Genomic DNA, 19,240 nt, shown 5'->3' with positions numbered 1-19,240 from the left:
AAAAGTAAGTGAGTGAGGTCAAAGATGGCAAAAGGCTTCGGCGCAAGAGTTCTAACCCCACAACAAGAAAAAGAAGTCAAAATTATCAAAAGAAGCATACTGAAACATTTTCAGTGCCTAAAAGAACCGAGAACAGGGAGAAGGCAAGACCATAACTTAACAGCAATTGTCACCATAGGAATATTGGCAGTATTGTCAGGGGCAGATGGCTTCGTAGCAATTGAAGCCTATGGCAAAGCCAAACGAGAATGGCTAGAAATGTTTCTAGAGTTACCAAAGGGAATTCCCTCTCACGATACCTTTGGAAGAGTATTTGGAATGTTGGAAACAGAAGAACTAGAAAAAAGTTTTCTGAGCTGGATAAGCAGTCTAACAGAGAAAATGGACATAGAGCTGATACAGATAGATGGAAAAACGAAAAGAGGTTCTTATGATAGGGAAAAAGGACTAAATGCGTTACACAGCATAAGTGCGTGGAGTAGTGAGCGGGGACTGATGTTAGCGCAAAAGGTAATTAGTCACAGCAATAAGTGGGGCTTAATTCTCATTAAGCCCCAAAAATACTAGAGAGGAAGAAAGTCATCAATGGAAGGAGGAGAAAGACCAGAGGAAGATAAAATAAGAGATAACTGTTCGACCGCACTTTTACCTTGAAGTCTCATGGTTTCAAGAAAACTAAACATCATGGCAACAAGTTGTCCGCCCCAATGACTTCTAGCACCGCCACTAACCTTACGATGAATAACAACAGGACGCAAGGCTCTCTCGGCATCATTGTTATCAGGTTTAACTTCAGGAAAAGTAAGAAAAGTAAACCAATCATGCCAATAACGTCGAAAGCGATTAGATAACAATTGGGAATCACTTGCCCATCCCGTGGGCGGCGGATTATCCAGAACCTCTTGAAGTTGAGCTTCTACTAGGGGTCGCTGTTGTTGTAAAGCTTCTAAGCTCAGTTTGCCTTGATGATAATCTCGATGGGATTGACGAGCTTGCTCTAGAATAGGAAAAACTCTCTGAGCAAAAAGTTTATTTTCAGAAAAGTGGGAAGTTTCCAAGGCCTTCAATTCCCGCCCAATATGAGCCAGACATTTCTGTTTATGCTGGGCATTTTGGCGATGGTAAGCCCCCCAACAGTCCGTACTGAGAAGCCCATGAAAATCTTTACCTAATAGGGAATGAACCTCATCGGAACTCCGGCTGGGAGCCAGAAACAAAACACAAACAGAGGAGGAAGTAGCCACCCACATCCAATAGTTAACCCCATTGACGCGATAGCTGGTTTCGTCCACACAACGGACTCCAGGCTCCTGTATGTAAGTCCACCACTGTTCATAACTAGGATACAAGCTTTCGCAAAACCATCGGTGCATTTTAGCTAAACTCCCTTGAGACAGAGGAATGCCAAAGACCGTTTCTACCAAGTATCGTTGTTTTAGCCAAGTCAAATTTCCCCCATATCCCAGCCATCCCACTAAGCTGGATAAGGTTGCACCGTAGCTAAAATCTTCACGACATCCCAAAGGAAGTGGGGCATAACCTTCCCAATCACATTTTGAGCATTGATACTTTTCCCTAACATATTCCCTTCCCTCTACTGGTTTACTGACTAATTCAGCTATTTGATTTTTTTTGATGATAGTCTCCTTTTGCTTTTCCACTGACGCACCACATTTTGGGCATTTTTCCATCCTTAAATCTACTATTTCATCTACCCGACCAAACCCGTTTCTGGTTTTACCCACATGGTCGTACTTTGGACCTCTTTTTTTTCCTTTTTGACCGAAGGTTTTGGCGACTTTCTTTTTGTAACCGTCACTGCTTGGGGGCTGAGAGCTATTTTCACTCGTTCTTTGGTTAAGCTTTTTCAGCTTTTCTTTCAACTTTTCTATCTCTTTCTTTAACTCTACCAATTCTTTTCTCAGCTTTTCGTTCTCTTCTTTTTCTTTCTGATAATCTTCATACCAATCTTTTGCCACTTCTTTTTGCCATGGCATTTTCACTTCTTCTTGGTTTAAGTCTGGAACTGGGTCTAGTTTTTTCATAGTCTCCCTATTCTAACCTATCTCTTTAACCGCCTTTCCTTTCTTCATTATTCTTTACTTTTTTCATTTGCTTCTCATTCTCAATAATTTCCTTCTTTATTGCGGTGACTAATTACAGTGCGTGGAGTAGTGAGCGGGGACTGATGTTAGCGCAAAAGAAAGTAGATAGTAAATCTAATGAAATAAAAGCAGTCTCCTTGTTACTGAAGTTACTTAACATCAAGGGGGCAGTAGTAACCCTAGATGCAATGGGAACGCAGACAGAAATCGCAAAACAAATAAAGCAAGGTGAAGGTGACTATGTATTGGCTCTCAAAGGAAATCAGGGCGGGTGCATCCCACTTAAGATAATACATTGACACTCAAAAGAGGAGAGTGATTGAGATAAGCACATCGTAGCCGAAGAATACGAGAAACATTATGAAGATGCCAACGTGCTCCCGACAATTTAACCCTAGCTCCCACCTGTTTAATCTTAGACTCCACATCACCAGAACCAATCACAATACCAAGCTGTTGATAGTATTGGTAATCAGGGATACGCTGATAATGCTTCGTCAAATAGGCTTGAAAATTCTTTGCCCTCTTGCTTTTGACTCCATCAAACGCATCTATTGCCTTGTTCACAAAACCCCGCCACAGTAAATGCTCCACTGCTTCTAGCCGTTTGAGAGAGCCACCCACTTTGAACAGATTCTCCTTGAGATGATACCAATCCAACACCTCTCGTCGTATCAGCCACGATTGAGTGGCGAAACTCTCTACCGCATTCCAGATTGCGGGATGACCATCTCCCAAAAAGGTCACTATTGGAGACAAAGGTTGAACATTGCTCCAATTCTTTAAGCCCTCTGGGTCTTGGAAAAAGGCTTCACAGACATTGCCATGAAGACTCACCAGTTTATAATCTCGCCACTGTCCCCCTTCCTTCTCCTCGCCCCGCAGACAAATCTTTCCCCCATCTATACTGACCCCCGCACTCTCTGACTGAGCTTGAGCTAAGGGCAGTTCTGTCCGTTCTACCAAGCGATGTAAACTGCTATGTCCTACTTTTATCCCCATCAACTCCTCTATATCTTCTTCTGCTTGTTGGTAGGATGTTTTCGCACTGGCTCTTAGACAGCATTTCTCTAAACCTGGACTTAAGACGATTTTTGGCGACACCTTTAGTTTTCTGGCTTGTTTTTGGCTTATTTCCACTTCTCCGACTAGGGTTTTGATTTTTCGCTTGTTTCCAGACCGTTTTTTCCCCCTTCTGAAAAAAAAACTCCCCCATTGTTGGCCCCACAATTTCTAACATCTGGGTTCTGACTTCTACTTCGATGCTTCCAAAGTCCTTCTGTTTCTCTGGTTCCGTATATTTGCGCAGGATACGGGCTGATTCGGTGAGATGCTGTTTTAACAGTGCTTTTTCTTCTGGGGGAATCGGTAACATACTTTTTTCGCTCATCAGTTTTTTTCCATTTTACCCCAGATTCTATGTACTACTTTATCCGGGATGTACCCAATCAGGGCAAACTTAATAAACAAGTTAGGGATTGGTTTAAACAAGCGGTCGCTCAGAACTGGCAAGGAATTGAATACAGTTATCATGAGAAGACAGAAAAAGGACATTACCGTTTAGAAACTCGTCAAGTCTGGACAGTGTCAATCAATCAGCTTTCCGCATTGCATCGCCAAAATCAGTGGGTCGGTTTAGCAACTGTTGTGATGGTTAAAAGTAAAACTCAATTCGGTCATAAAACAACAGAGACGTTTCGCTATTATATTAGCAGTCTTCCTACGGATGCCGAACGTCATAGCCATGTGATTCGTTCTCACTGGAGTATTGAAAATAGTCTGCATTGGGTTTTAGATGTCACTTTTAATGAGGATGCGAGTCGAGTGCGTCAAGGTAATGCGGCTGATAATTTGGGCTTGCTCCGTCGTTTAAGTATTAATTTGCTTAAACATGAGCCATCTCAAAAAAGCTTGAAGATGAAGCGTTATTTGGCGGCGATGGACAACAATTTTCTTCTACAGGTTTTAGCAGCTAGTTCACGGGAGTGATATTCATGAGTATATTTAGCTTCAAATAGGGCTTGCTGAAAAAGTCCACAAAACGAACCTAGATGCCACAGGAGGCGAAAAATGGTGACTTCAGAGCTCAGTTTCCAATTTCAACCCCCAGTTTTCCAACGACGTGCATGGGCTTTGAGCCTCCAAAGGCCATAACCTTGCACCTGATCGTTTTTAAAATGCTTGAAAGCATTATCTGGCAAGGGTTCTATACTTATTCAGCAAGCCCTAAGTAATTTCGCTAATTCATAATTGTTGGTGTCAATATTTTGCCAATCCTCCTATTTGGGGCTTGCTGAATAAGGATGAAATCCTTGCTATACAATACTTTCAGGCATTTTACAAACGATCAGATGCAAGTTTATGGCATTTGGAGGCTCAAAATCCATGCACTTTGCTGGAAAAATGTGAGGTAAAACTGGAAACTGAGCTCTGAAGTCACCATTTTTCGCGCCCTGTGGCATCTAGGTTCGTTTTGTGGACTTTTTCAGCAGACCCTACTTAATCTTTTAGAGTTTAAGTTGATTTTCTTCTCTTTTTAGTTTTTGATATAGTCTATTTTTAAGCTAGATTTCTTTTTTGATTCCACTCTACTAATATGCGATTACCCTGTTCTTATATCCCTTTCTTTACAATAAGCTCGATTCGCTTTTGTTCGATAGATTTTATCCACATGAACCGATTCCGGATAACATCCTGTTTCCCTTTTATATTCTTCTATTCGCGCTTGTAAATCTCCCGATTCGTTGTAATTATCCCAACTTAATTTGTCTAAGAAGACAAAGCCATTCACATTACTTGCCGATATTTTAGCTCCAAACTCTACTGCTTTTCCCGCTTTTCCACGCACTATTGGACGCACGTGAGGTTGGCTTACACTCACGATTCTGTTTTCTACTTTATTTGTCTTTTTTTCATACATTTCTAACTGTTGCTCATACACTTTTCCTATCGTTACAAGCTCTTCTTGCTCTTTTTTCGTTAGTTTTTCTAACTTTGCTCCCTCTTCTATCATTTTTTCTATATGAGACAAGTTTCTTTTTATATATCCTAGTTGTTTTTTTGTTCCTTTTCTTCTTTCTTTTTTTGACACACGACGTTTTTTTGCTATGGCTAAGTACTCTTTTCTTGCCACTTCCCTATAAGTCCTCGGCTTTCCTTTTCTCTTTTATTTCTTCATATCGCTTATCTATTATTTTTTCTGTTTTTTCTCTGGCATCATTCAATATTCCTATATCCGTTGGATATTTTATATCTGCTGGTGTACAAGTCGCATCTAACAATAACTTTCCTTCATTTTCTTTTTTTTCTGACGCTACACCCGTCGCTTTTTTTCTATTTCTTTATTAACTGGACAGTGGGAAGTTTATGGATGGCAGAGAAGGTAATGACTATGCGGCCAAAGTAAGTCTATCAGGACTTGGAAAAGGGTCAAGTTTAGCGGCAAGGAATTTAGGCAAAAGCAGACTAGGTGGACTTTGAGGAAAAATCATTGGGGCTTGATGTTGGATGGCTAGTTGAGCAATGCGTTCACTAGGATAGCCATGGGAGGGTAGAGTCCGAAACCAGCGAGGGAAATTAGCCCAAATCCCCTGGGGTAACTCTAAGGAAAGAATTTGAAGTAAGCCGAGAACAATGACATGAAGATTAACAAAACGCTCAAAGGCTTCTACTTTGTTTAAAATCTGAGTCTGAACAGTTTGGGGATAGTCAGGGAGGATAAGATTGCTAGGCCAGGTCGGTAAAGTAGGAAGAGCCTTAAGCCAAAAACGATAGGCAAAGCCGCCCAAAAGATGGATTAATTGACGAAAAGTGACTTCAATCTTAAATCGGAGACCGTAAGCGGCAATAATCTCAGGTCCAGTCAAACAGAGGTCAGTAGAAAGCAGAATCAGTCTTTGTCCGTTGGGCAATTGGGTGAGGACAAACTTAACGAGCTGATGGGGACTATCCCAGTGGAACTCAAAGCACTGATAAGAAACGGAGACTTGTTGACCATAGAGCCAGACTTTAGCGGTGGGAAAATCCTCCACAAGAGCAAACAGGCTTTCTAGTTTTATTGAACTCCCCCAAAGCCGTGGTCGTCCTTTCCCCCTCAAGGTCGGAACGGAAGAAAAGGGAGCATATGCCACTGTAGAGCAACGCACTCGGGTGATGAGATGCAAGGCATTTTGGCGAAAACTTTTGAGCACTGCTCCACAAGCGAAGTAAGCATCCAAAATCACATAGCTTCCCGCCTCTGCGTAGGTAGTGCAAAGCTCCCCCATTTTCGTGACTAGAGTAGTCTTCTCTTTTTTGCTGCCTTTTTTCCCTTCCTTTGCCGTTGCTTTGGACTTGATGCCATCGTCTAGCCGCAACACTAAGGGCAAGGCAAAGCAGGCTTTTCCTGCTCCCACCAAAACACTCAAGGCATTGAAGTAATGCCCCCTTATCCATTCTGGCTTCGCCACATTTCCGGATTCTTGGTGTAGTCGTTTTACCCCTGGCATCTTGCGCCCTTCTTTCCCCACTTTGATTCCATCCCCCACATACACTCGTTTTTCCTTGATTCGATATAGATTTTCATGCTGACTTACCCACTTCGACCATCCCAAGGTCAGTCCTTTGACGTTAAATGCCTTGGATTCAAACCAATGTAGTGCCTGATGGTAGTAGCTCTCTGTTAACCCTAAGGCATCAGCAAAAATAAATTCAGAACGATTTTGCGTCGTTTCAGCGATTCACCAAATTGTCAAGAATTGTAAAGTCCTCTTGGTGTAAGGTTTTCAGAGCTATCAAGTTTTGAATTTGGAATTGCTGCTAAGGCATTGACATAGCTTGTTATTGCGCTCGGTTGGCTGTTGAGCACTACTCCCCAGGCTAATAGGATAAACCATTGGTACGTTGCTTCTCGGCTAAAGGCGGGACGGAGATTCTCTAGGATTTGCTCTAGTCGCTGACATAGTTGCATAATTGATAGATAGCACTGGCTATCGATTTTCTATATCAGCCAGTTTCGGACATAACGGCACTCTTGGGTATCGCATGTCCGATTTTCTTTTCTCACTTACCCTGCTCGAGAACTTCCCACTGTCCAGTTTATTAATTTTATTTATTTATTAATTCCATTCCTATTTTTTTACGAAAATGAACCATCATTGACGCATTAAATGCTTCTTTGCTACTATAGCTTTCCATTCCTATAAAGTACTGTAAATAAGGGTTCTCTTTTATTTGTTCTACTGTTTCTCTGTCACTTTTTCCTGAAATTTCTTTGATAATTAATGCTCCTAATGCCATTCTAAATGATTTGGCTGGGGCTCCTTTTTTTTCTGTGAAGTTTTTTGCATATTCTTCCTCATATTCTTCCCAGGGAATCATTTTTGACATTTCTATCCAACGATTTTCTTCGTCTAACTGCCCGCCGAACAGATTTTTCAAGTTTTCTGGTGTTTCAATTGAGTACTGTTGCTTTCGGTACATCTGCTTTCTCTCTTCTTAATGCAATGGTTTTGAGGCATTCTACCCTATTTTCGTGCATTCTAGCGGTTCTTAATTCGCCTACTATTTTTCTCCGTAAAGGTTTCAGCTTTTTTCAGCAAGCCCTAATTAACGATGATCAGCCTATTTCAATCGCTCAATTAAGCGATCGCCGACTCGCAGAGCATTAGCAATAATCGTTAAAGCTGGACTCACCGCCGCATTAGAAGGGAAAAAACTACCATCCACCACATAGAGATTATCCAGATCATGGGCGCGACAATCACGGTCTAAAACCGATGTTTGAGGATCATGACCAAAACGACAGGTTCCGCATTGATTCGCCATTACCGACAAAGGAACTTCTCCGCGTGGGTGCATAATGCCCCGATGGAAATCATCTAAATTCTTTTCGATACTTTTTAACACATTCAACCAACGATAAATTAAGCGATCGTGGGCTTCGGTATTATTGGCGGTGTAATTGATCTGAATTTTGTTCTTCTCGACCTGCACTCGATTATCGCGATCGGGCAAATCCTCCGTTTGCGCCCACCAGCCGATGGAATGGGTTGCTAACTGCTTCAAGCCAAATCCAGGCATTAATCGGGCAACAACGGAAAAGCCAGGGGGAGATTCCGCGAAAATAATATCCGTGAGCAAGCCGCCTGAATTTTGGATATGACCCATTGGATAGGGAAAATCCTCGTCCCCCCAATAGAAATCATTGACACAAATGGTTTTTTGAAAAGACCCTGAATTTGGTTTGGTACTCAGTTGCACAATTGAGGACATCAAACTTTTCATCAAATTACGTCCCACTTGGTCGGAACTGTTGGCTAATCCCGTCGGATGGGTATCGTTAGCAGATTTGAGGAGTAAAGCGGCTGAATTAACTGCACCACAAGCTAAGACGATAATATTCCCTAAAAATAAGTAGGATTGTCCGTCAATTTCTGCTTCTACACCTTTAACCGCTTTTCCCGATGGATTGGTATGTAAACCGATCACTTTTGCCTGGGTTTTTAAAGTTACATTCTCGTATTTCAAAGCAAGATTAATGCCACTGACTTCCGAATCATTGGTCGGATCATCGTCTTGACGAGTCAATCCTAACGGAATTGCCGATGGATGTAAGCCTTGTTGGGCGATCGCGTCATAAATTTCTTGAACAGGGGATTCTTGATTGACGGCGGGATAGGGATAATCGACACTATGGATAGGTTCAGTGGGATCTCCCTTCGCTTCTCCATGCACTTTGTAGAGAGCTTCGGCTTCGGTGTAATAGGGTTCAAAATCTGAGTATTTCAGACACCATTCGGGGGAAATACCTGTTTTATGCTCTACCGCTTCAAAATCCTTTTCTCTGAACCTGAGCAGGGACGCGCCATAGATTTTCGTATTCCCACCGATCGCGTAATTCATTTGGGGATAAAACGGCTCTCCTGCGTTGTCGTACCACTGTTCAGGAGCGTGATAGCGTTCTCGCTTAAAAATATCGATATTACTGCGGTTTTGTTCTTCTAGGGGCATAAAACCACCCCGTTCGAGAATGAGAATTTTTTTTCCCGTTGCGGCCAGTTTATAGGCTAGAGTGCCTCCCCCTGCCCCCGTACCAACAATAATCACATCGTAATATTGGTCATCAATAATCATGGTTTTTCCTTACTGCCAAACGTAAATTAAAGTAAATAAAATAATCCAAATCACATCCACAAAATGCCAAAACAAAGAAGTTGATTGAACTCCAAATTCACCTTTGGCATAATTATTCGGAAGAAACGATCGCCCTAACATAATTAATTGCAACAATACGCCTGTTAAAACGTGCAGTCCATGAAAACCTGTTAATAAATAAAAGGTTCCGCCAAACAGCCCATCCCCAAATCCAAAGGACAATCCACTCCATTCCACCGCTTGACCGTAGAGAAAATAACTCCCCATCGCAATCGTCATTAACCAGAAGGCACGAAAGCCCCAAAGATTATTTTTATGGAGAAATTTTTCGGCAATATAAATGACAAAACTACTGGAAACTAAGACGACCGTATTAATGGCAGGCTCTTTAATTTCTAATCCCGTTACTCCTGTCGGCAACCAATCGAGAGCAGTCGTTTTGTAAACAATATAGCCCGCAAAAAAGCTAAAGAAAATAACACTTTCAGACAGTAAAAATATCACAAACCCAAACATTCGATGGTCGTGTTCTTCGTGGTGATCGGATTTTTCAGTAACGATCAAAGAAGTATCAAGCGTATCAATAGAAGCATCAAGGGGTTGCATGGACGACCTCCAATTTATCAGGATTAGACACTAAGGGTTCATCTTTACCGTAACCGTAGGGTTCAGAAATCACTATCGGCAATTCTTCAAAATTTTCCTGGGAGGGAGGAGAAGAAACCAGCCATTCCAAACCGATCGCTCGCCAGGGATTTTTCGGAGCTTTTTCGCCCTGCACCCAGGAACTCACCATATTCAGAATAAAAGGAATCGTTGATACACCCAACAAAAATCCTCCCAAACTCGCCAGCACATTCCAAAAAGCAAACTCAGGATCATAGGAAGCTACACGACGGGGCATTCCCTGTAAACCCAAGGGGTGCATGGGAAAAAAGCAGAGATTAGTTCCCAAAAAAGTCAGGGCAAAATGGAGTTTTCCCAAGCCTTCAGAATACATCCGTCCTGTCATTTTAGGAAACCAGTGATAGAGGGCCGCGTAAATTCCCATCACCGCCGCACCATAGATTACATAGTGAAAATGCCCAACTACAAAATAGGTATTGTTAACATGAATATCCACAGGAACAGAGGCAAGCATAATCCCCGTAATTCCTGCAAAAACGAACATCGTTAAACCGCCCAGGGCAAACAGCATGGCAGTCGTTAACCGTATTTTGCCGCCCCAAACCGTTGCGACCCAGGCAAAAACCTTAATACCTGTGGGAACTGAGATCAGCATCGTCGTCGCCATAAAGAGCATCCGCATCCAACTCGGTGTACCACTGGCAAACATATGATGTACCCAAACGATCGCGCTTAAACCTGTGATGATCAAAGAAGAAACCGCGACCACTTTGTAGCCAAATAGGGGTTTTCGGGCATAAACAGGAAAAAGTTCCGAGAAAATTCCAAAAATGGGTAAGATAATGACATAAACCGCAGGATGGGAATAGAACCAGAAAAAGTGTTGAAAAAGAACGGGATCGCCGCCCTTTGCTGGATCAAAAAAGCTTGTCCCAAAGGTCAGGTCCGATAGCAACATTACCGCCCCCGCCGTCAGTGCAGGCAAACCAAAGAGTTGAATAATTTGTGCCGCTAACACTGTCCAGACAAAGGCGGGCATCCGAAACCAAGTCATTCCTGGCGCACGCATTCGAGCAATGGTAGTCACAAAATTCACCGCTCCCATAATGGAAGCCACACCCGAAATGGCAACGGCTAAGAGCCAAAGAAATTGTCCGTTAATCAGATTTCCCGTTGGATTTTGCAGACTGACGGGGGGATAGGCCCACCAACCTGATTGAGAAGGCCCACCCGGAATGAAAAAACTAGCCATCAGGATAATGCCAAACAGGGGAACCATCCAAAAGGCAACGGCATTCAAACGGGGAAACGCCATATCCCTGGCACCGATCATTAGGGGGACAAGGTAATTGGATAACCCTAAAAGAACGGGAAATGTCCACAAAAACAGCATAATTGTGCCGTGCATGGTGAACATGGCGTTATACACAGCGCGATCAACTAGATCCGCTTCAGGGGTCAATAATTCTCCCCTGATAATCATGGCCAATACACCGCCAACTAAAAAGAAAAAGAAGGAAGTAACAATATATTGAATGCCAATCACTTTATGATCGGTACTGAAACCGAAAAAACGTCGCCAGTTTTCGGGTGGGTTAGAATCAGGCGGTTTGGCAAAATCAAGGGAATCAACAGAAATATTGGTCATGGGTTACTCTATTTAAGAATTTGAATAATTAACCACTGGGGGAGAGGCTGGCTCAACAATTTTCCAGCGATCGCCTTTTCGTTGGGAATATTCAGTAAAGGCACGATTATAGGCCGTAGTTGGCTTTTGGCTTTCTGAATCTTTTAACCATTTTTGATAGGCTTCGGGAGATTCAACGACCACATCGGTTTGCATGGCGGCAAAATAAGTCCCACTATATTGGGAATCCCTAAGACGATATTTTCCTTCCCGAATGGGGGTAAATTCAAAATCAATCACTTGACCAGGAATAATGTCTTGTTTGAGACGAAAAGCGGGGATAAAAAAGCCATGAATGACATCCGACGAGTGTAAAGCCAGTTTGATCCGTTGATTATTGGGTAAATGGAGTTCCGTACTCGTCACATCACCGTAACGAAATTCCCAAGACCACTGACGGGAAAAAACTTCGATGTTTTCAGTCGTTTCGTCATTTTCGAGCGGTGCGGCTTGGGCAGAAGCCATCATGTGGACGTGTTCCATCGGGCCTAAAACCGACATTTGATCATAAATTTGGTAACTGTAAACCGCAATCCAAATCACTAAGGCAAAGGGAATAGCTGTCCAGATAATTTCTAATTTGACATTGCCCTCAATGGGCGGGCCATCACTTTCATCGTATTTATCAGCACGTTGAAATAACACCGAATAACTTAAGGTTCCAATGACCCCTAGAAAGATAAAGGTTCCTAAGGCGGTCAAAAAGCTAAATAAATTATCGATCAAGACCGATTCAGCCGAGGCTTGGGGAGGGAACCAACTATAGGCAACCTGTCCCATCCACAAACTCACCAGGGCGATCACGATCGCAACTGTCACTAAAATTAAAATTGTCCGAATTTTCATAAAGTCTCCTATTGCTTCAAGGCGTTCAGATCTTTGCCCATTCTCAAGAGGCGATCGGCGGTGATGTGAACCCCAAATTCCGAAGCGAGTTGCGCCCCTAAAGTTCCATGCACAAACATGATGGCAAAAATGCCCAATCCTGCCGCTAGATAGCCCCAATCGACTTGTCGGGCCATATCTTTGCGCCAGAGAAACCGTTGAAATCCCCGCCAGATAGTCATTCCCACAATCAGTGCCAGGAGTAGAACACCCCCCACGCCATGCCAGATCATCGTTTCCATTGCCTCTAGACCCCAGGCACTTTTCACATTGCTATCGGGAGAGGCTAACAAAATTTCATAAAACCCGAAGCCTACCGTAAAAAAAGTAATCACGGCAGAAGCCAGCATATTGTACCAACCCACATCAAAAAAGTTTGACCGCGTGGCAGGAATGGCCAAAAATTTGAACACAGGTTTTTCTAACGGAAAAAAGACTCCCACAATGTCAAACGCGATCGCGACAATAAATAAACCCAGGGTGAGATGAACTAAGTTGGGATGAATCGGGACAACATAGGGTAAACCATTGGGGCCAAGTTGGCCAGACAACTGTTCAATCAAATCAGGACTCACAGCAAACCCCCTTCTTTAATGGCTTCTACCACCGGAACGGTATGTAAGCCATAGACCCAAACCAGTAAATCTCCCAGATACACTTGAAGAATAACCAATCCTGTTAAAAAAAATCCCACCCCAAGGAATGACACGGGTAGCTCTTTGGGATTACGGACACGGATCACATAACGCCAACCTGTAATGGCCGCTAAAACCCCCGATAATGACCAACCAATCAGGGAATGCAGATTCAACGTCTTTTCCACATCAGCATAGGGACTGGCTAATCCTGCTTCCACTTGCCCAAAAATAATGGCGATAAAAATAGAAATAGTGGCAAAAAAATAATTCCACCAGCTTACTTCGTATAAACGATGATTACGGCTGAAATAGGCGATCGCATCACATAAAACGGCAAATAAAACCATTGCGATCACAAAATGTACCACAATCGGATGAATCGTATCGGGATAGGGTAAATTATGGTCATTCAGGGGCGGAAGAAGATTCTCAAACATGGTGGTTTTGATTCTTGAAACTACTGGTTATGGGGCAGCCTCTGTTAGACAGTCAAGCATCCAGGGAACTGTGGTGAGATTTGCAAAAGGATTGAATCTTCATTAACTTAACGCAGTAGCACGAACTAAACCGCTCAAATAAACACAGACAATCAAAGTTAATAGTAACAAAGTCCAAAATAATTGTTTCTGACTGATTGTTTTGTTCAACATTTTAGGCTAGATAAGCATACTAAACAAAGCTGTCCATTGAGGTGAACAGCTAATTTTCACCAGACTGTCTCATAATTCCAGTCTTAATGTCAAAAGACAGCCCGTAATAGTGCTTAAAATTTACCCTTTTGGTAATGGAAATATAACATTAGCAATGGCTGAGGCCAGGAACGCCAAACCCATACCCGACAGAACTAAACCAGCCGATCGCCCAATCGGAAGTTGAGCTTCTCCTGACAGAAATTTTTTGCTCAGTCCAAATACCATCATTGCAACTGCTAGTTGAATCAGCGTAAAGCCCAGCAAATAGGCAAATAAAGGCGTGGTTTCTGCTCCAAAAATAGACTCACCATAGGCGTAACCATGAAATAGACCGGCGATCGCTGACAAACCGACAATCGTAGCCGTGTTAGGACGGTTCTTGAGAGTTAACAAAATACCGAAAAGCAGTACTGAGGCAGAAACCCCTAACTCAACCCCTGATAAATTAAAGGTTGCTAAGTGCGCTCCAGCCCCCAACATTGAGGCCAAAACAAAGGCAATGGGAATAAAAATCCCTCGTTGTTGTATGGCCGCTAATAATCCCACCGCGAAAATAAACGCAAAATGATCGAAGCCGATCAGGGGATGGGCAATGCCAATCATAAAACCCTGAAAGAAGTCAGTAGGGACCTTTCCCCCCATCATGTGGTGTGCAGAGGCAGGCAAAGCCATCAGCAGTAGCCCAAGACTAACTGAAAAATATAGCCCTAGTTGATTAAAAACCGTTTTTGTGCGAAAAAAGCCCAAATTGTCAGACTGGTTCATAACTCTATACCTCGTAGATGTAAATGGAATCAAACTATCGGCGGGCCTCCTGGCTTTGAAATATTAAACACTTCATCACAGTTGCGGGACAGCGTTGGACTCACACCAAACTTTCCCCCTTACCTCGGTTGGCTGATCTCCAACAGAACCGACTCAATCAATGTATCACGCTTGAGTTAACTCTATTTGACTAAACTAATGCCTTTAAAAGCGTTTGCAGTTTCAAATTAATTTCTGCTAATTCCTTAGAAGCTTCTGAACCAGCCACAATCCCAGCCCCTGCAAAAAGACGCGCTTGATTTTGGTGAATTAAGGCCGAACGAATACCAACAATAAATTCACTGTTGCCTTGAGCATCAACCCAACCCAGGGGAGCCGCATAGAGAGAACGATCAAAGTTTTCATGGGCTTGGATCATCTGACAGGCAATTTGAGTGGGAACCCCTGCCACAGCAGGAGTAGGATGTAATTTGGCTAAAATATCCAGGGGATGAAGAGAGGGTTTGAGTTGAGCATGGATGGGTGTCCAGAGATGTTGAATGTTAGATAATTTGAGCAGTTTAAGCGGCGATCGCTGGGGAGTGAGTCCCAATTCTGTTAAACGTTGGACAATAAATTCAATGACCGCTTGATGTTCACGGCGTTCTTTGTTGCTTTGCAGTAATTGGTGAGCAAATTGAGCATCTTCCTGGGGCGTTAATCCTCTAGGAGCCGAACCTGCCAGAGCATCTGTCACCAGTTGATCCTTGTGAATACTGAGTAATCGTTCAGGGCTGGCCCCGATAAAACAACTACCCCGACCATTGCCAATCGAAAAAAGATAACAATCTTGATAACTATGACGTAAACGCTGTAGGCATTGATCCACTTGAAAGTTTTGTTGCCCCCAAACATCCATGGCCTGAGCAAGGACAACTTTACTAAAGTGATGATTTTGAATTGATTTTAGAATGGTCTGGATAGAGGTTTGGATATTTAAGGCTGAATTAACAGGAATCGGCTGGAGTAGAGGATTAATGAGAGGAGAAATTTCACTAAAATATAAGCTTTCAGTCGGATTTTTTAACCACTGTAGTTGACGATAAATTTGCTTAACTAAAAATCGAATATTAACGGTCTTATCGAGAGCAATATTACAACTTAAAAAACATTGATTGCGTTTCTTTAACAATTGCAGTTGGGGTAAAAATAAAAATGCCGTAGGAAAAGGGGATTGAGGATGACTAGTTTCAAAAAAAGTAAAGCCGCAAAAAATCTGAGGGGGGAGCGTTAAACCATTTTTGCCTGGAATTGTTACGATCTGTTGAAAACAAGCTTGTAAAAACGTTTGGGATTGACGAAATCGAGAACCGTCTGATAACTCAAATGAATTGGTTACACCATAACCTAAAATGGCTTCTTCTTTGTGCCGATTTTCCCCATAGAAATGGATGCAATCCTGGGGTTGGATCGCAGCTAAAACACTAAGGGGATCTGCAAAGGGAATAGATTGGGAAAAATTAAAAATCTTGCCTTGATTCCCTCGTAATTTTTCTTGACAAGCTAACAAAAACTGATAAAGTTCCTGTTCATCATCAAGGAGATTTGGCAGTGGGGGGATGACTGGAACGGCAACAGACATCGTAAAGTTTTTTAAAGTTATTTATCAATGTTTAACAAAACGGTGACATTAATGGTATGTCTTAATACTGTCCCTACTGTGGGCAGAAAGACATTAGAACGCCAAAGGGTGCGCTCTTGGGAAGACTTTTCCTCGGATTAAGGTACGGTCAAGCACAGCTACTTCCTAACTATCCTATCGAAGAAAGGCGTTCTGGTTAGACAATTTTATCTGGCAGACGAGAGTACTTCCCCGCTAGATAAGATAATGCCCGATGATAACTACGATTCAGAATTGACAGATGATCTCTACCAGTTCCCCTGCTCCCAGTCAAAAAAAGTTATGGATGGCAGCGATTAAGCCTCCGATGTATAGTGTTGCTGTAATTCCGATCGCGGTGGGAACAGCCTTTGCCTATAATCAATCCCATCAGTTTCAGGGCCAGATTTTTAGTATTTTTCTTTTTTCCGCGATCGCCATTATCGCCTGGCTAAATCTGAGCAATGATGTTTTTGATGCAGATACGGGAATTGATCAAAATAAGGCCCATTCGGTGGTGAATTTAACCGGCAATAAATCGCTGATTTTTGTCTTAAGTAATCTTTTTTTGCTGGCAGGACTGCTGGGAATTGTGGCCATCAGTTGGCTACAACAGGACAGTACAGTAATTCTGCTCATCTTGCTGGACTGTCTCTTGGGTTATAGCTATCAAGGGCCACCCTTCCGGCTGGGCTATCAAGGCTTAGGAGAAGTAATCTGTTTTATCACCTTTGGCCCGATGGCGATCGCCGCCGTTGACTATTCCCAAAACCAGGCGTTTCACTGGACAAGTTTAACAGTTGCTACCCTAGTGGGTATCAGTACTTCGATCATTCTTTTTTGTTCTCATTTTCACCAAGTTGCCGATGATCTGGCCGCTGGTAAGCGATCGCCGATTGTGCGTTTAGGGACGGCCAGAGGTTCCCAGATTTTAACGATCAGCACGATTAGTTTCTATCTTTTGGCGATCGGATTTATCTTGACGGGCTTAGCACCCTGGCAGACGGGACTGGTTTTCATCAGCTTACCCCTAGCTTGGCAATTGGTTCGTCATGTTCAGCAATATCATGATCAGCCCAATTTAGTGAATAACTGCAAATTTCTAGCGGTGAATTTTCACTTTGTCAGTGGTATGCTTTTAGCCCTAGGTTATCTACTGGCTGGATTACCGAATGCCTAAGACTGTGAGATCCAGCTTGATCAACTTTACCGACTAAATCAGGGTATGGCCAAACAATTAAAACTTTTTGATGCCCCCTCTCCCTACCGAGTTGCTCGTCCTGAGTCCTTACCCATGAGTCGAGAACAGTTGATACGCTGGAAGGATAGTATTTTTGCCTATCAACAAACCGTTAAAGTGACCCCTCCGCCTCAACAAACCTCGCTCTTTGAATTAGCGAACACCACCTGGCATCAGCCCGACGAAATTGATCCCTTTGCCTTGCCGTCCCACTCCTCTCTCTTTTGGCGGCAGGCTAGTTTTGCGGAACCTTTAGACAGTAGCAATCAAGGTTGTCTTTACTTTATTTTGGATCGCAGTATCCCCTTACTGTTATATGTAGGAGAAACAAAACTGACCCCCAATCAACGTTGGCAAGGAACCCACGACTGCAAAGATTATATTCTGCAATATATTGAGTTACATCGTCGTTATCAACTGGTGGTTGAGGTGGTTTCGGCTTTTTGGCCCCATATTCCCCCCCAGAAAAAAATTCTGCAACAATGGGAACGACATCTAATTTTCAAATGGCGATCGCCGTTTAATAAGGAATGTTGGCAATGGTGGGGCAAACCCTTCGGCTCGTAGCGTTATGGAACCTGTTGATATTCTAATTTTGTCTAATGGCCCTGGGGAAATGACTACCTGGGTACGTCCGGTGCTTAAAGCCTTGCGACAATTATGGGGGGAAGATCGAGAAACGGTCAGAATATCGGTTGTTTTATCCCCCTGTCCTCACGCCATGGGCAAAGAAGCAGATTTGGCTCGCACCTATGGTGAAGTGGATCGGGTTCAGGCCAGTGAAGATTTTTGGAACTTTTTGCTCTGGGGCAAAACAGCAGAAAATTGGGATTGGCGATCGCGGGGAGTGGTTTTATTTTTGGGGGGTGATCAATTTTATGCCCTGGCTCTCGGTAAACGACTTGGCTACCGTACCGTTATTTATGCGGAATGGGAAGCCCGTTGGTATCGCTGGATAGATGCTTTTGGGGTAAGGTCGGAAAGCGTTAGACAAAAAATTCCTTTCCGCTATCGTTCTAAAGCAATCGTCACGGGAGATTTGATGGCCGATGTTCAGTTCTCTTTACTGCCATCAACGGCGACAAAACCGATTATTGGCATCATGCCAGGTTCAAAGGCCAGTAAACTCACCCAGGGAGTTCCCTTTTGTTTAGCGATCGCCGAAGCCATCCACCGCCACCGCCCGGAAGTATTATTTGAAATTGCCGTTGCTCCCACCCTGGATCTGCCCACTTTAGCTCAATATGCCGATCCCCATCAGAATGCAATGGTGGCAAAAATGGGAAAGGTCGCAGCCCAATTGTGTGTGAACGCTTCAGGAGAAAATCAAACTCCCACCCTAGAAACCTCTGGTAATCTCAGTATTGGCCTTATTACCGAATTTCCCGCCCATCATCGCCTCAGTCAATGGCATTTTGCCCTGACCACTGTCGGAGCCAATACTGCCGAGTTAGGAGCCTTAACGGTTCCGATGATTGTTTTACTGCCGACTCAACAATTAGAAGCGATGCAAAGTTGGGACGGCTTGCCTGGGATGTTAGCGCGTTTACCGCTCCTGGGCAAACTCCTAGCCCGTTTGATCAATTACCTAATTATTTCTCAAAACCGTCTTTATGCCTGGCCTAATATCTGGGCCGGAAAAGCCATTATTCCTGAATTAATCGGCCAGCTTGATCCTGAACAGGTCGCTCAATTAGCCATTAGTTGGCTAGATCAGCCCGAAATTTTAGCGAGAATTAAAACCGATTTAAGTCAAGTTCGAGGCCAACCAGGCGCAGCAACGGCGATCGCTCAATTGGTCGTTCAGCAACTAACCAGTCCTTAACCT

16 protein-coding genes, 4 pseudogenes and 1 riboswitch are annotated in these 19,240 nt (G+C 43.2%); of the genes and pseudogenes, 6 read left to right on the top strand and 14 right to left on the bottom strand.

The annotated features are described in order from the left end of the window. Window positions 1–24 precede the first annotated feature (24 nt). Complete coding sequence (locus KA717_36955; protein ID UXE60957.1) at window positions 25–567, top strand: ISAs1 family transposase; 543 nt, start codon at window positions 25–27, stop codon at window positions 565–567. Here KA717_36955 and KA717_36950 read toward each other — a convergent pair. Beyond that, window positions 564–1,967 (bottom strand): annotated as a pseudogene (locus KA717_36950) (IS66 family transposase). The gene KA717_36955 and the pseudogene KA717_36950 overlap by 4 nt on opposite strands. Window positions 1,968–2,161: 194 nt before the next feature. On the opposite strand from KA717_36950, the pseudogene KA717_36945 reads away from it, so the two are divergent. Then, window positions 2,162–2,374: pseudogene (locus tag KA717_36945) on the top strand (ISAs1 family transposase). Between the two features lie 13 nt (window positions 2,375–2,387). On the opposite strand, the gene KA717_36940 reads toward KA717_36945, so the two are convergent. Then, the gene (locus KA717_36940; GenBank protein ID UXE60956.1) at window positions 2,388–3,245 is read right to left on the bottom strand and encodes an ISKra4 family transposase; all 858 of its coding nucleotides are present in this window, start codon (window positions 3,243–3,245) and stop codon (window positions 2,388–2,390) included. A 279-nt stretch (window positions 3,246–3,524) separates the two neighbouring features. Between KA717_36940 and KA717_36935 the strand changes: the two genes are divergently transcribed. Then, a complete protein-coding gene (locus KA717_36935; GenBank protein UXE60955.1) occupies window positions 3,525–4,094 on the top strand; it encodes an ISAs1 family transposase in 570 nt (189 codons plus the stop codon). A gap of 622 nt (window positions 4,095–4,716) precedes the next feature. Here KA717_36935 and KA717_36930 read toward each other — a convergent pair. The 12 genes and pseudogenes from KA717_36930 to KA717_36875 form a co-directional block, all read right to left on the bottom strand. Beyond that, window positions 4,717–5,410, bottom strand: a pseudogene (locus KA717_36930) (IS5/IS1182 family transposase). An 84-nt stretch (window positions 5,411–5,494) separates the two neighbouring features. Beyond that, a complete protein-coding gene (locus tag KA717_36925; GenBank protein UXE60954.1) occupies window positions 5,495–6,697 on the bottom strand; it encodes a transposase in 1,203 nt (400 codons plus the stop codon). Window positions 6,698–6,834: 137 nt separating this feature from the next. Next, entirely contained in the window at window positions 6,835–7,053 is a 219-nt protein-coding gene (locus KA717_36920; protein UXE60953.1) for a hypothetical protein, read from the bottom strand. Between the two features lie 140 nt (window positions 7,054–7,193). After that, window positions 7,194–7,565: pseudogene (locus KA717_36915) on the bottom strand (transposase). Between the two features lie 141 nt (window positions 7,566–7,706). After that, window positions 7,707–9,218: a GMC family oxidoreductase gene (locus KA717_36910; protein UXE60952.1), complete on the bottom strand. Its 1,512-nt coding sequence runs from the start codon at window positions 9,216–9,218 to the stop codon at window positions 7,707–7,709. 9 nt (window positions 9,219–9,227) lie between these two features. Beyond that, complete coding sequence (locus KA717_36905) at window positions 9,228–9,845, bottom strand: heme-copper oxidase subunit III (GenBank protein UXE60951.1); 618 nt, start codon at window positions 9,843–9,845, stop codon at window positions 9,228–9,230. Beyond that, a complete protein-coding gene (gene ctaD, locus KA717_36900) occupies window positions 9,832–11,514 on the bottom strand; it encodes a cytochrome c oxidase subunit I (protein UXE60950.1) in 1,683 nt (560 codons plus the stop codon). Before ctaD ends, KA717_36905 begins: the two co-directional genes overlap by 14 nt. 12 nt (window positions 11,515–11,526) lie before the next feature. After that, window positions 11,527–12,399 (bottom strand): cytochrome c oxidase subunit II, encoded by an 873-nt coding sequence (locus tag KA717_36895; protein ID UXE60949.1) that lies wholly within the window; start codon window positions 12,397–12,399, stop codon window positions 11,527–11,529. 8 nt (window positions 12,400–12,407) lie between these two features. Further along, window positions 12,408–13,013, bottom strand: a complete 606-nt coding sequence (locus KA717_36890) for a DUF2231 domain-containing protein (protein ID UXE60948.1) — start codon at window positions 13,011–13,013, stop codon at window positions 12,408–12,410. Next, complete coding sequence (locus tag KA717_36885; GenBank protein ID UXE60947.1) at window positions 13,010–13,513, bottom strand: DUF2231 domain-containing protein; 504 nt, start codon at window positions 13,511–13,513, stop codon at window positions 13,010–13,012. Before KA717_36885 ends, KA717_36890 begins: the two co-directional genes overlap by 4 nt. A 333-nt stretch (window positions 13,514–13,846) precedes the next feature. Then, window positions 13,847–14,440 carry a HupE/UreJ family protein gene (locus tag KA717_36880; GenBank protein ID UXE60946.1) on the bottom strand — a complete coding sequence of 198 codons (594 nt, stop codon included), beginning with the start codon at window positions 14,438–14,440 and terminating at the stop codon, window positions 13,847–13,849. A 114-nt stretch (window positions 14,441–14,554) separates the two neighbouring features. Further along, window positions 14,555–14,701: riboswitch (cobalamin riboswitch) on the bottom strand. Between the two features lie 22 nt (window positions 14,702–14,723). Beyond that, the gene (locus KA717_36875; protein ID UXE60945.1) at window positions 14,724–16,154 is read right to left on the bottom strand and encodes an isochorismate synthase; all 1,431 of its coding nucleotides are present in this window, start codon (window positions 16,152–16,154) and stop codon (window positions 14,724–14,726) included. Window positions 16,155–16,434: 280 nt separating this feature from the next. Here KA717_36875 and menA point away from each other — a divergent pair, with 280 nt between their 5' ends. From menA to KA717_36860, 3 genes are read left to right on the top strand one after another with little or no spacing between them, the layout of a single operon-like run. Then, window positions 16,435–17,352, top strand: coding sequence for a 2-carboxy-1,4-naphthoquinone phytyltransferase (gene menA / locus KA717_36870; protein UXE60944.1), 918 nt, complete (start codon window positions 16,435–16,437; stop codon window positions 17,350–17,352). A 45-nt stretch (window positions 17,353–17,397) separates the two neighbouring features. After that, the gene (locus tag KA717_36865; protein UXE60943.1) at window positions 17,398–17,979 is read left to right on the top strand and encodes a GIY-YIG nuclease family protein; all 582 of its coding nucleotides are present in this window, start codon (window positions 17,398–17,400) and stop codon (window positions 17,977–17,979) included. Window positions 17,980–18,028: 49 nt separating this feature from the next. Next, window positions 18,029–19,237, top strand: a complete 1,209-nt coding sequence (locus KA717_36860; GenBank protein ID UXE60942.1) for a lipid-A-disaccharide synthase — start codon at window positions 18,029–18,031, stop codon at window positions 19,235–19,237. The last annotated feature ends 3 nt before the right edge of the window (window positions 19,238–19,240 follow it).

It is taken from the genome of Woronichinia naegeliana WA131 (assembly GCA_025370055.1).
Taxonomy (GTDB): domain Bacteria; phylum Cyanobacteriota; class Cyanobacteriia; order Cyanobacteriales; family Microcystaceae; genus Woronichinia; species Woronichinia naegeliana.
Note: the sequence above shows the minus strand (reverse complement) of the source record. Positions and strands in the feature narration are given on the sequence as shown.